Origin of the sequence: Mesorhizobium sp. M2E.F.Ca.ET.219.01.1.1 (assembly GCF_004016445.2) — a bacterium.
Classification (GTDB): Bacteria; Pseudomonadota; Alphaproteobacteria; order Rhizobiales; family Rhizobiaceae; genus Mesorhizobium.
In genome coordinates this window covers 1-12,255 of the sequence record NZ_SADT02000012.1, presented here as the reverse complement: position 1 = coordinate 12,255, position 12,255 = coordinate 1, and the positions used below count along the sequence as shown (strand labels likewise).

The 12,255-nt window shown below is 62.5% G+C and carries 15 protein-coding genes and 1 pseudogene; 12 read left to right on the top strand and 4 right to left on the bottom strand.

Annotated features, from left to right (window positions below; all coding sequences use genetic code 11):
* Positions 1-725 precede the first annotated feature (725 nt).
* The 10 genes from EN862_RS37125 (at position 726) to EN862_RS33800 (ending at position 8,109) form a co-directional block, all read left to right on the top strand.
* Positions 726-926 (top strand): DUF6499 domain-containing protein, encoded by a 201-nt coding sequence (locus EN862_RS37125; protein ID WP_348632102.1) that lies wholly within the window; start codon positions 726-728, stop codon positions 924-926.
* Positions 927-1,080: 154 nt separating this feature from the next.
* Positions 1,081-1,479: a DUF2285 domain-containing protein gene (locus tag EN862_RS37120; protein ID WP_281035871.1), complete on the top strand. Its 399-nt coding sequence runs from the start codon at positions 1,081-1,083 to the stop codon at positions 1,477-1,479.
* A gap of 510 nt (positions 1,480-1,989) precedes the next feature.
* Positions 1,990-2,316, top strand: coding sequence for a DUF736 domain-containing protein (locus tag EN862_RS33835; RefSeq protein WP_042643545.1), 327 nt, complete (start codon positions 1,990-1,992; stop codon positions 2,314-2,316).
* 304 nt (positions 2,317-2,620) lie between these two features.
* The gene (locus tag EN862_RS33830) at positions 2,621-2,902 is read left to right on the top strand and encodes a helix-turn-helix domain-containing protein (RefSeq protein WP_127868795.1); all 282 of its coding nucleotides are present in this window, start codon (positions 2,621-2,623) and stop codon (positions 2,900-2,902) included.
* 9 nt (positions 2,903-2,911) lie between these two features.
* Positions 2,912-3,958, top strand: a complete 1,047-nt coding sequence (locus tag EN862_RS33825) for a replication initiator protein A (protein ID WP_127868794.1) — start codon at positions 2,912-2,914, stop codon at positions 3,956-3,958.
* Positions 3,955-4,446 carry a DUF2840 domain-containing protein gene (locus tag EN862_RS33820; protein ID WP_127868793.1) on the top strand — a complete coding sequence of 164 codons (492 nt, stop codon included), beginning with the start codon at positions 3,955-3,957 and terminating at the stop codon, positions 4,444-4,446. Before EN862_RS33825 ends, EN862_RS33820 begins: the two co-directional genes overlap by 4 nt.
* Positions 4,443-4,988, top strand: a complete 546-nt coding sequence (locus tag EN862_RS33815) for a S26 family signal peptidase (protein ID WP_127868792.1) — start codon at positions 4,443-4,445, stop codon at positions 4,986-4,988. The genes EN862_RS33820 and EN862_RS33815 overlap by 4 nt, the downstream gene beginning before the upstream one ends.
* A gap of 35 nt (positions 4,989-5,023) precedes the next feature.
* Positions 5,024-5,353 carry a DUF736 family protein gene (locus tag EN862_RS33810; protein ID WP_127868791.1) on the top strand — a complete coding sequence of 110 codons (330 nt, stop codon included), beginning with the start codon at positions 5,024-5,026 and terminating at the stop codon, positions 5,351-5,353.
* On the top strand, positions 5,350-6,126 hold the full coding sequence (locus EN862_RS33805) for a lytic transglycosylase domain-containing protein (protein WP_127868790.1): 777 nt from the start codon (positions 5,350-5,352) through the stop codon (positions 6,124-6,126). Before EN862_RS33810 ends, EN862_RS33805 begins: the two co-directional genes overlap by 4 nt.
* Positions 6,127-6,369: 243 nt before the next feature.
* On the top strand, positions 6,370-8,109 hold the full coding sequence (locus tag EN862_RS33800) for a VirD2 family relaxase/mobilization nuclease (protein ID WP_127868789.1): 1,740 nt from the start codon (positions 6,370-6,372) through the stop codon (positions 8,107-8,109).
* Positions 8,110-8,321: 212 nt separating this feature from the next.
* On the opposite strand, the gene EN862_RS33795 is transcribed toward EN862_RS33800, so the two are convergent.
* Both EN862_RS33795 and EN862_RS33790 read right to left on the bottom strand, forming a co-directional pair.
* The gene (locus EN862_RS33795) at positions 8,322-8,531 is read right to left on the bottom strand and encodes a hypothetical protein (protein ID WP_127868788.1); all 210 of its coding nucleotides are present in this window, start codon (positions 8,529-8,531) and stop codon (positions 8,322-8,324) included.
* Positions 8,528-8,821: a hypothetical protein gene (locus tag EN862_RS33790; protein WP_127868787.1), complete on the bottom strand. Its 294-nt coding sequence runs from the start codon at positions 8,819-8,821 to the stop codon at positions 8,528-8,530. Before EN862_RS33790 ends, EN862_RS33795 begins: the two co-directional genes overlap by 4 nt.
* Positions 8,822-9,056: 235 nt before the next feature.
* On the opposite strand from EN862_RS33790, the gene EN862_RS33785 reads away from it, so the two are divergent.
* Positions 9,057-9,308: a hypothetical protein gene (locus EN862_RS33785; protein WP_127868786.1), complete on the top strand. Its 252-nt coding sequence runs from the start codon at positions 9,057-9,059 to the stop codon at positions 9,306-9,308.
* 473 nt (positions 9,309-9,781) lie between these two features.
* On the opposite strand, the gene EN862_RS33780 is transcribed toward EN862_RS33785, so the two are convergent.
* Complete coding sequence (locus tag EN862_RS33780) at positions 9,782-10,003, bottom strand: hypothetical protein (protein WP_127868785.1); 222 nt, start codon at positions 10,001-10,003, stop codon at positions 9,782-9,784.
* 1,425 nt (positions 10,004-11,428) lie between these two features.
* Between EN862_RS33780 and EN862_RS33770 the strand changes: the two genes are divergently transcribed.
* The gene (locus EN862_RS33770) at positions 11,429-12,076 is read left to right on the top strand and encodes an outer membrane protein (protein ID WP_127868783.1); all 648 of its coding nucleotides are present in this window, start codon (positions 11,429-11,431) and stop codon (positions 12,074-12,076) included.
* 84 nt (positions 12,077-12,160) lie between these two features.
* Here the strand turns inward: EN862_RS33770 and EN862_RS33765 are convergent.
* Positions 12,161-12,255: pseudogene (locus EN862_RS33765) on the bottom strand (IS3 family transposase); the annotation flags it as partial.

Here is a 12,255-nt window from a genome sequence, read left to right as displayed (position 1 = left end):
CCAGTCGGACGGCACGCGAGGCAGCGGCAAGTTCAAGCTCGCCGCTGACGGCCAGTCGTTCGCGGGCAGCTACAATTTCGGCAACAACCCCGACGCCGTGGAGGGCTCCTGGAATGGGACACGGCAATGATCGCGGGGTCCTGACGCTTTGGTTGAACGCACGCAGCAACAACATCGAGGAGGTTCACATCATCATGTCTAACCGTTCGGCCGCTCGGCGCCGCGTGCTGGTTGCACTCTGCCTTTTTGCTGCGCCGCTCTGACCGCTGAAAAGGCCGATGCCTTATTCGCCGAAATTTGCGGCGACACCTGCCCAATCGTTGGCGGGTGTGATCGCCAAGCTTGCGATCGTGGTTCGGGAAGCGACTGACAACACCTGCATATTCGAATTTCCGCTGCCGCACATCCGCTTCGGCGCTGGCAGACCTGCGACGCCTCACTGATGACGCGAAGAATGACCGGCCCGCCGGCTGGCCCGCTGGCGACCAGGCGGTCGGCTCACTCTTCGGGCTGCCCGCCTCGTCTTTCGCCGCTTGGCGTGCGTTCACTACGTGGAGCCAGGACGATGATGAGGCCTGTCGCGCCTGGACGGAGACATGGCTGCCCTAACATCCCGGCCTGATCCGCCAGGCGCCGGGAGCTTCTTCTCGTCCGTTCGTCAATGACGGAATCCAAGGATTTCGCCTAACGGCACGTCCCCCTATCAAATCCTTGCGTAGGGAAGGATGCGGATGAAGCCGGATACATCGAAGTGGCGTGACCCACAGGCATATGCATTCGTTAAAGGCGCCGCCGCCGATGCGATTGCCTGGGAGTTCTTGCGACGCAATCCGCTATATCAGCAAGACTTCACTGCCTCCCGCTCGACCAAGGCAATGCGCGCGCTGCGCAAACGCTGGGGGTTACAGTTTCGCTGCCAGGCCTGACCAGTCCGCGGTCGAGCAGCCCGTTTATTGGGCGCCTGAGGTTGATCCTGGGATCGTCAATCTTGTTGAGGTTCCGCCGGATCTGCGCGCGGGGGAGGGCAGCACCTTCGACATCCCGCTTGCCGCCGGTCGGCATGACGAGATCGGCCGCCATATGCGATCTCCCCCCGGCACGCAGCTGGCACTTCTCGGCGAGACGCAGCCGGGCAAGCCGCTCGCCGCGATTGTTCCCCTCGATGAAATGGCACCTGACCGGCTTCAGGCGATCGAGCGGTTCATCCGCGCGATCCACAGGCAATACCATCCCGACCCCCGCTTGACCTCAGCCCAGCGCCGCCGCCTGGGTCACATGCTGCGATGCCTGGATGGGCGGGACCAACAGGCATCCCTCTTTGAAGTCGCGACCGCCTTGTTCGGTCAGCGGCTGGTCAGCGCCGCCGACTGGCATGACTCGGCTTTCCGCTACCAGACGCATCGCCTCTTGCGCGACGGCCTGAAAATGATCGAGCGCGGCTATCGCCAATTGCTGCGCGCGCGACGGCGTCATTTTTGAAGGGCTCTTCGTGCAATGATACGCGGTCGTCCCGCTTCGGGGTTAAGTCCGGGCGGGAGTTGATCGCATGATCGAATGTAGGTCCGGTCGCCCGCTATAACGTGCTCGGAGGCGGCTTTGGTGGCGGTCGGGCCGGATTGTCGGAGGGGAAACAGGCTCCCACACCCCAGCAGTTATGGATATCCTACCGGCGACCACGTCGCTTTTGTCACGTAGGCCCGGATCCGCCATCGCCTCCGCCTTTCCTTTCACAGAGCGCACCAACGACCTCTCGAACGGGCTGATCTGGCCGAAGGCCGGCTGAAGCCTCGAGCGCCCATGCCGCAATGGCGCGGCGCGAGTTTCTTCCCCTGGGCGGAGCCCATTCCTCGCGAACCAAGAAACGCGCGCCTGCGCCATCCTCCGCTTGGCTGCGGTCGCAAGCGATGCGGCAGCGCTCGCCTTCGGCCTCACGATCGCCATCGAGGTCGCATGGTGCGGCCTCGGAAATGAAGAAAACGGAGACAGAAAATGGCTACCATCGGCACTTTCAAGAAGACCAATGCGAACGAGTTCACCGGCGAGATCGTCACCCTCAGCGTCCAGGCCAAGGGCGTGCGCATCGTCCCCGACACAAGGGCCAACGGCGAGAACGCTCCAAGCCACCGCGTGGTGGTCGGCAAGGCCGAGATCGGCGCCGCCTGGTCCAAGCGATCCAACGAGGGCCGCGATTATCTTGGGCTCAAGCTCGACGATCCGAGCTTCACCGCTCCGATCTACGCCAACCTCTTCGCCGACGAGGAAGGTGAGGGCCATAGCCTCATCTGGTCCCGCCCCAACCGCCGTAACGGCGAGTGAATCAAGAGCCTCGCCCGGCCAACGCCGGGCGAGGCTTCTTCTCATGCTGACTGCCGAAGCTCTTCGCGCCGCCGGGCGCCATGACCGGGCCTCCTTTCATCAGACGGGTTGGTTGACCAGCAATGGCGTGAAGATGATTGAGCGTCGGCTCCGCCAATTGCCGCGCCCGCCGGCGCCACTGCCCAAAGCCCTCTGAGCGGTGCGAAATAGCGCCCCTCAATTGCGCACCTGATCTTCGTCCCCACGCTCCTCCATCCTGGCCATCGATCGCCGTTCAACCGCAACGGCCGGAAGGAGACACCTCATGAACGCTGACGCCGCGCCATTGCCGCCGCGCTATCTGCGCACTTCGGAAGCTGCGCACTTCCTCAGTCTCTCGGCGCGCACGCTGGAGAAACACCGCACCTATGGGACCGGGCCTGCTTATCGCAAACTTGGCGGTCGCGTCGTCTATTCTGTCGACGACCTTCAGGCCTGGGCTCAGCGGGGCGCCATGACATCGACAACCGATCCGCGTGGGTCGGTGCTGCCTGCCAAGCCTCCGGCGGGACGCCTGATCCCCTATGCCGGACGCGAGAGGCGCTGACCCTCCCTCATGCCTCGAAGACCACGGCAACCGTCGGAGCGGGGACAGCTCGATCTGTTCCAGGCGCTGCCAGGTGTTGTTGCACCACGCGATGCGCAGGATCTCATGGCCTATCCATTCTTTTCCCTTGCCAAATCCAGGCGCGTGGCGCCGATCGATTTTCGCGCTGGCGATGTGGCGATCTGTGTCGAAGCGATGCCCGATCATGGCATGGCGACGATCTGGGATGCCGACATCCTGATCTGGGCCGCGAGTCAGATCGTCAACGCGCGGGATGCCGGATTGCGCACGTCGCGCCTGATGGCCGCGACGCCATACGAAATACTCACCTTCATCGGACGCGGGGTCTCGAAGCGAGACTACCTGCGCCTCAAAGCTGCGCTCGACCGCCTGCAGTCGACAAGCGTCGTCACCTCCATTCGTCAACCCGCCGAAGGCCGGCGCCATCGCTTCTCGTGGATCAACGAGTGGCAGGAACGCGCCGACCGAAACGGGCGACCGCTCGGCGTCGAGCTGATCTTGCCCGATTGGTTCTATCGCGCGGTCATGGACGATGCGCTGATCCTGACGATCGACCGTGCATATTTCGGGCTGACGGGTGGTCTGGAGCGCTGGCTCTACCGGCTGGTGCGCAAGCATGGCGGACGCCAGCGCGCCGGCTGGCGTTTCGACATCGGCCACCTGCATCGCAAGTCCGGCAGCCTTTCGCCGCTCAAGCGCTTCGCCTTCGAGCTGCGTGAGATCGTGCGCCGCCAGCCTCTGCCCGGGTACCTTCTGTTCACGGAAATCGAAGCCCGCGGCCGTGTGTTGTTGGCTTTCGAACCAGCACCGACGCCTGTTGACAGGTTCGTGCCATCGGGAACCCGAACTATCGTGCCATCGGGAACCGCGTCCTCGTGCTTTCGGGAACCGCTATTGGCGCTAAGCTGCGGACCGGGCGCGGAAAATCGCGCTCCTAACTTAGAGTCTAACTCTCAATCTAACAGTCTTGCGCCCACGCCGCGGACTGGCGGTGACCAGCGGTGGCTTGGCCGGCGCGAGGGAGACGACGCATGACGCCGTCAACTCCATCGACGCCGCGCGGCGATTTGACGACGGTCGAGCTGATCTGGATCGAGAAGCGGATCGAGCATCGCCTCCGCTTCGGACGTCCTGCCAATCAGACGATCATCGACAAGCGGCGCCGCGTCGTCGCTTTTGCTCCAGGCAGTATCTTTGCGTTCGTGCGCTGGGCGGCGAACGACTTTGGCACCATCGTTTCGCGCATCGACATCGTGCGCGCCGTCTTTCCCGGTGAACCTCATCAGACTCTGCCTTACATCCGGCCAGGCGGCGAGATCCTTCTCAAGATCGCGGGCTGGGAGAAGGTCGAGCGCGTTCTCCAACTCATCGATGCGATCGAGGCACTCGGCCTCGATCCGGTCGAGGCGGCACCTGACTATTGGCGGCAGACCCACAACCGGCTGGTCGCCGGCGGAATGCCGCGTGCCTATTCGCTCGAGCAGCACCGGGCCTTTCTGTTGCGCAAGCGAGCGAGGTCATGAGCCGCATCGCTTCCATGGCCGCGACGCTCGTGGCCGTCGGCGCGACGGTCGCTCCGCCTGCGGTGCGGATGCCGCCGCTCATGCTCTGGAACGCGTCCGCCAGCGCGCCGATCGGGTTTTACGCGATCGGCGAAATGCCCGTACCAGCGACTGGTGTGCTCGCCGTAATCGACCCGCCAGAGACCGTCGCGCTCTTCGCCGCCGAGCGAGGCTACCTTCCGCTCGGGGTGCCGATGCTGAAACACATCGAGGCGCTTCCTGGGCAGGAAGTCTGCCGCCTCGGTAGCCTCATCACGGTGAACGGGCGTGCGCTTGGCATCGCATTGGAGCGTGATCGCAAGGGGCGCGCGCTGCCTGGCTGGCAGGGCTGCCGCATCATCGCCGCCGACGAAATCTTCGTCATGAACCGACAAGTCCAAGACAGTCTCGACGGCCGCTATTTCGGCCCTTTCCCGGCGACCTCGATCGTCGGACGCGCGCGGCCGCTTTGGACCGACGAGAGGGGCGATGGGCATTTCGCCTGGCTCGCTCCGCCGACCTGAAATTCACCCAGCCAACAAGAGGAAGGAGATGCACCATGGCCGAGATCGGGGTCTTCCAGAAAACAGAATCCGGTTACTCAGGACGCATTCGAACACTGCTCGTCGATGCCGAGCTGGTGCTCGTCCCGACGACGACATCCGACGGCAAGGCGCCGGATTTCCGTATCCATATCGGCGCTCCCGGCGGTCCAGAAGTCGGCGCGGCCTGGAAGGAAACCGGCCAGACGGCTGGCGACTACCTGTCCTGCCGACTTGAGGATCCGCTGTTCGGCCGGCGCTTCCGCGCCGGTCTCTTCCGATCCGATGACGGCTCCTGGTCGCTGCGCTGGATACGGCCGAAATCCAAGCCGGAGCGCGCCCGATGAGTTGGGCATCGGCGCCGAGCTGCGCGGACCAAAGCCGCTCCGTCCGCTGGTTGCCCGGTCGGAGTGAAGCACTTTGTCTTCTCGTTGGCATGCTGATCCTCTGTGACGCAATGACGGGGGCGACCGCACAATCCGCGCAGGCCTCCAGCAAATCCGGGGACGATCCTTATGCCGCGCATATCGCCGAGGCATCGCATCGCTTCCGCGTACCTCAGCGCTGGATACGCGCAATCATGCATCTCGAAAGCGCTCGCGACCCGCGCGCGGTCTCATCAAAAGGGGCAGTGGGTTTGATGCAGATCATGCCCGCGACCTGGGCCGAGCTGCGCCTTCGTCACCAGCTCGGCCGCGATCCCTATGATCCGCGCGACAACATCCTTGCTGGTGCGGCCTATCTCCGCGAGCTCCTTGATCGATACGGCTCACCGGGCTTCCTTGCCGCCTACAACGCAGGGCCAGGGCGTTACGAAGCGTCTTTGAAAGGCCGCCCGCTGCCGGCTGAGACCCGGGCCTATATTGCTAAGCTTCGCCCTTTCTGGGGCGGCGGTGATGCGTCCGGCTCGCTTACCGCCGCCCATGGTGGAGCAGTGACCCGGGGCATCGCGCCTCTGTTCGTACTGCAGTCGGCCTCCGAGTCAGGATCCGATCCAGCTCTCGGCCAAGGCGCATCCATCGAGCATTCGGCGGCAGCTTCCGGGGGCGACCCTTTTGCGGCCGGTTCCCGGCCGCGCGAGCTGTTCGTCGGGTCCGGAGCCGAGGCATCAGTTCGGTGACGGCGAAATCTGCAAATCGTGTCCGGGCGTTGTCCTGGACGTCAGGGCGTAGGGGAGGGGGAGAGCAGGATGCGACAACCGAAGGATGGCAAGATAAAAGGGCGCACATTGTGACGCGGCCGGATGGTTGTGTTTGTTGGCTTTTTCGACGCTTTCCGCACATTGCAACGGATAGGCGCAATGTGGTGAGAGCAGCTAACTCATTGTATTTGCCTAGCTGTTCGAAATGTGCAGGCGCTTGCCGTGTCCGATGAGCGCGACTTCCGTGTCCGTCCGGGTCGCATTCGCTCGACGCGAGCCCAATCCTCGCGGCCTTTCATCGCCCAGGCGCTTGCTGCGGCCCAAAAGGCTGGCGGCAGCGTGTCGCGGTCCGGCCGGATCGGGTCGGGCAAGCGCTCGCAATTCGGACGCGGCCGCGCGGCGAGCATTCAGGCTAACCGTTTGCTTACTGGCCGCTCCCGCGTCGCCACGATCAAGACCCGGGTGGTCCGCCATTTGAAGCATCGCGCGCCGCTTTCGACCCACTTCAACTACCTGAGCCGCGAGGGCGTCACGCGCGACGACGTGAAGGCCCGCATGTTCGGACCCGAGATCGACGATGCGTCGACCACGGATTTCCTCGCGCGCTGCAAGGACGACCGGCATCATTTCCGCTTCATCGTCTCGCCAGAGGACGCTGTCGAGATGGCCGACCTGAAATCCTTCACCCGTGATCTCATGCGTCTCATGGAGAAGGATCTCGGCACGGCGCTCGACTGGATCGCCGTCGACCACTGGAACACCGACAATCCGCATATCCATGTCATCCTGCGCGGCCGGACCGATGACGGGCAGGACCTGGTGATTTCGCGCGACTACATCAGTCGCGGCATGCGCGATCGCGCCAGCGATCTCATCACGCAGGAGCTCGGCCCGAGATCCGATCTCGAGATCCGCCGGCATGTCCAACGCCAGGTCGATGCTGAGCGATGGACCGGGCTCGACCGTCAGTTGACGCGTGATGCACGCAACACCGGCCTCATCGATCTCGCGCCGCACGCCGATCGCCTGCCTGATGAATTCACAGCGCTTAAGCTGGGTCGGTTGCGCAAACTGGAAACGCTCGGCCTCGCCGAGCAGCTCGGTCCAGGCCAATGGATCGTCAGCGAGAGGGCCGAGGCAACGCTGCGCGAGATGGGCGAGCGCGCCGATATCATCAAACGCCTGCATCGCGCATTCTCGGACCGCGATATTGAACGCGCGAGTGCCAGCTATGTGCTGGCCGCCGAGAATATTGGTGGGGCGGTCATCGGTCGTCTGATCGAGCGCGGACTGGATGACGAACTCAAGGGCACTGCCTATGCGGTCGTCGACGGCGTCGACGGGCGTTGCCATCACGTCCGGCTTGCCGATCTCGAGGCGGCCGGCGACGGCGCGCCGGGCTCGATCGTTGAACTGCGCAAATTTGTGGACGTTCAGGGGCGCCGACGCCTGGCGCTCGCTGTGCGCTCCGATCTGGATCTCGACAGACAGGTCGCTGCAGAGGGGGCGACCTGGCTCGACAGGCAGGCGCTCGCCCGTCCCGCGGCAGCTCTTTCCGATGGCGGCTTCGGTGCCGAGGTGCGGCAGGCGCTCGACCGGCGCGTCGAGCAGCTTGTCGGCTTGGGTCTGGCTGAGCGCCAACCGGCCGGGACCGTCTTTGCCGGCAACCTGATCGAAACGCTGCGCCGAAGGGAACTCGATGCGCTGGGAAGCAGGCTCGCGGCCCAAACCGGCCAGCCATTCAACCGAGCCGGCAAAGGCCAATTCGTCTCTGGTACTTACAGTCAGCGCTTCGCGCTCGCATCTGGCCGTTTTGCGATGATCGATGACGGACTCGGCTTCCAGCTCGTGCCGTGGACACCGTCGTTGGAGCGCCATGTTGGCAAGCACGTCTCCGGCGTCATTCGCGGCGACGGCGGCACCGATTGGAATTTCGGTCGCAAGCTAAGTCTCGGCTTGTGACGGCGCTCACCCGCGCCTTGGAATTGCGAACGGAACATACTTCAAGCGGCTTGGCCGAGCGGTGGCAGGTGAGACGCCTCGTTTTTAGCCAACAATCGAGGCGAATCCAGTTGAGTGGTACCAAGCTTGCGAAGGGATGTAGGGCGCGGTCGCGGGTATTGATTGGCATTGGCGATGAACTCGGCATAGGGGCCCCGAGCGGCGCAACCACCTCAAAAACCGCCATGCGTTGCAGAAAAATCGCGCGGCAAAGTTTGGTTGACGATCACCGTCCTCGCCCATTGGAGTCGGACGCGGCCGCCGCGATCGCGGACGAATTCGAACGCCTGCGGCCTTCGCTCGACGATCGCGAGCACCTTTCCGGCCTGGTCGAGCACTCGGTAGCCGCTCTGGATCGCCTCGACCTTGAAGCGCTCCTTCATGGCCGAAACCGCTCGGTGTGCCATACGATCTTGCCGTCGACCGTCATCGGCTTGTGGATGACGAGCTTCCTCGGCAGGTGGTCGGGGTGGAGCTCGAGCAACGTCAGCTTGATGTCGGGCTTGCAGCGGCTGCAATCGAACTTCAGCTTGAACGGATCCGCGCCGCCGCCATAGACCATCATCAAGTCGGCCGAACGGCAGTAGCGCACGTTCCCGCACGCGCACTCCACCTTCAGCAGCAAATTGTGCCGGGTCGCCTTGCCCAGCGTATCGACCTTCTCGTGCGCCATGAGAACGAAATGAGAACAAATTCCTTGCCCGTCAAGCCGGTCTGTGGAATCTTTTGGTCATGAGCGACGAGCCTACACGCCTTGGGGAGATGATCCCGCAGCGCCCTCGAGGCGCGCTCGGGCATGTCTGCGAACACGAAGGCTGCGGCAGGGATGCCGGTTGGGGATTTGCCAAGCCGAAGAGACCGTTGCACTGGTTCTGCTACGAGCACCGCGGCGACGGGGAGGCTTACCTTTGATCAGAAAGCCGCGGCGCGCCGGCGATTATCCCGACCGCGAGGTCGACTGCCAGGAGGCGATGGAGCCCGGTTTTCAGGCGATCATTGATTGCATGATCGAAGCAGGCTGGGACCGAGAGGAGATCAAGCGATCGCTTCGTCGACTGATAGCAGCCGACAACATGATGCAGAAGGAAAACGCCAAAGTGGAAGCAGAGCTGGCGATCGCGCGGGCGATGATCCGGCCCAGCCGCCCGCGTCCTTGGTGACTGCAAACAAGTGCTTTAAGCCGGACAGGCCGTGCCAGACCTGGTTGTGAAATACATCGCCAAGGAACAATCACCCCCCCGCGTTACCGGCCCGTGACACTTGCAGACGAAATCGACAAGGCGCGACGGCGCGTCACACGGGGCGAGCGGCGTATTGCCGAGCAGCGCGGACGTATTCTTGAACTACAGGTCCGCCACCATTCAATTAGGAAAGCGCACGATTTCCTTCAGCTGCTCGAAAGCTTGGTAGACTTCCATCGTATGCATCTAGACCGGCAGACAGCCAAGGCAGAGCTTGCGAGCATCGAGCACGATGACTGGCAACTGAGGGCTGTTTCAACGTCGCGATCCCGTCTCATGGCTTCCCGCAATCTATTGTCGCCCCGCCAAGGTGATGAGGCGCGGCCCTACCGCGTCCGCTGAAGTTGAGCTGCTCAGCATAAGGCGGCGGGAAGCGCGTAAGCCGGCACCGCCTAGCTTGCCTTGCGGTAAGCCTGCGTGGTCTGAACCGCCTCAAGCAGCTCCTCTTCCGTTCTCCGGCCGCTCTCGAACAAGTTGACCAGCAATAAGGCGGTAGCTTCGGCGTCCGGGGAGCCCGGCTGGCAACCGCGTTCGCGGCACAGAACGTCAAACACGCGCTTCAGCACGTCGAGATCTTCTGGATAAAAGGCATTAGGCGGCAGGTGCCGTTGCATCTCTCTGTTCCCGTTGGGGGCGAGAGTGCGTTGGTCGCTCTCAAGCAGCGTAGCCCATAACATAGCCGCTGACCATCGCACCTTGGCGGCTCCTGCCCAGACTGTCTATTGCATTTGATGTAGCGGCCGAAATCTTCGGCCGGCTTATTCGGCAGGATGTTGAATCAGCACGGCGTATGCGAGGCCAACCAGCAGGATGAGCACAAGCCCAGCGATGAGGATGCTAATGGCGATCCATAGGCGTCTCGATTTCTTATCGTTGCTCACTCTGCCGGCTGCCCGGTTTTAGTCGCGCAAGGCGACAAAAAAGCCCGCCGGCCGAAGCCAGCGGGTGAAGTGGGGTCTCGGCCCGGCACGTGGGCCAAGAAATTAATCATGCGCTCACAGCCGGCCGGGCGCGCCTACAAATGTTAAGACCACGTAGGCTGCGGTCGCGCCGCCGTCTACACCGCCTAGAGTTGGGCAGCCCGCTGCCCGGATATATCGTTCTACACAATCCTCAATTGGTGGACTCGCGCGATATATCGGCAGCTAGTGTGTCTCCCCGTCAGGCCAGAAGGAGGGCAACGCCTGCGGAAATCCGGGAGGAAACGATGTCTGCGACGAAAGAAGACTTTCGAACGAACCGAGCCGACTATCTGCTTGCCGCGAAGAAAGGTCGAACGACCGCTGAAGATCGCAATGAGTTGCTGGCAAGGGAGATGTGCCAAAGAGACTGGCGCTTAGCCGCATTGGCTGCAAATCCCTGTAACAGCTTGCCGGAACCGAGGAAGCCAACCCGCCCGGTTCTGTAAGAAAGCGGAAATCGCCTCACGGGCAAGGCTTCCAGCCTTTGCGCTGTTCAGGTGCGTTCGCAGCGTCCTCTGTTCACACGACGGAAGCTTTAGCCACAGCTGATATAACCTTCGCCAGCCGGTGCAGTGTATCTAGTGCCCCGCCGGTCAGGCCCGGCTCGTGGAGCCTACCCCGCTTCGCGCCGGGCCGCCCGGCGGCACGGCATCCGGATAGAATCAGTGGAACGTAACCAAGCGTGATCTTCATGCAGCCTTGCTAATGTAAGTTCTGCATCGGCCGACCCTCCCACGCCTGGGAGTCGGCTAGGCCCGGCGGTTCAAACCCAACGCCCCCAACAGAGCGCAGAACTGTCGGGCCGCTCGTGTAGTCAGCTTCGTCAGTCACACCATCTCCAGTGGTTTCGTCTGGTTGCATGCCGTCAAGCTACATTAGCAGATGCTTGTAAGCTACGGGCCACGCTTTCGAAATCGCGCTGTGATGTGTGGCTTTCAGGCATCTCCCCAACAATATCCACGCCTTCCAACTTGTCGGCGTTGACAACAAAAGGCGTTCCGCGACATCGCTATATCCACTCGGGTGGTGACGTTGAGGCATTCATCCGACCTAAGCTCGGCAACAAAGGGTATTCCCGTGAAACAGCTTCTTCTTGCAACCGCTCTCGTCCTCGCGACCGGTACCGCCTACGCAGCCGACGCTTTGCAGGAGGCACCGATTGCTGCTTCCTATGATTGGACCGGCGCATATATCGGCGTGAACGCCGGCGGCGGTTTCGGCACGTTTAGCGTTGATCCTTCCGACGGCGGCCCTGGCGGTTTTGACCTCAGTGCGAGCGGCTTCGTTGGCGGTGTTCAGGCCGGTTACAACTGGCAGGTTGGCCAATTCGTCTACGGCGTTGAAGCCGACTTCCAGGGTGCCGACGTCAAGGGCGAGGTATCGATCGGCGGTCCCAGCCTCGAAACAAAGGTTGACTGGTTCGGCACGTTGCGTGCTCGCATCGGCTATACGCCCGTTGATCGCTTCCTGGTCTATGGCACTGGCGGCTTGGCCTACGGTCACGAAAAGCTCTCTTTCCCAGGGATCGACTCTTCCAAGACCAAGGTCGGTTGGACCGTTGGTGCGGGCGCTGAATACGCCATCAACACGAATTGGTCGCTCAAGTCTGAGTATCTTTACACAGACCTGGGTAAAGCGACGTTCGATCTCCCAGGGCCAGGGCCAGATGCCGACGTTAAAGTCCCCTTCCACACCGTTCGCGTTGGTCTGAACTACAAATTCTAGTTTATCGGCGGGCCTTAACAGAAAAAGCCCCGGCAGATTGAACTGACCCCATAAAGTTGGACGGTTCATTGAGCTGGGTAGGTTTAAGGGCTGGGTCCTGTATTGCACAGGGCTCAGCCCTTTCAGTTTCAATTTGATGCGGCGGTGGTTGTAATAGTCGATGTAGCGCTCGATGGCCT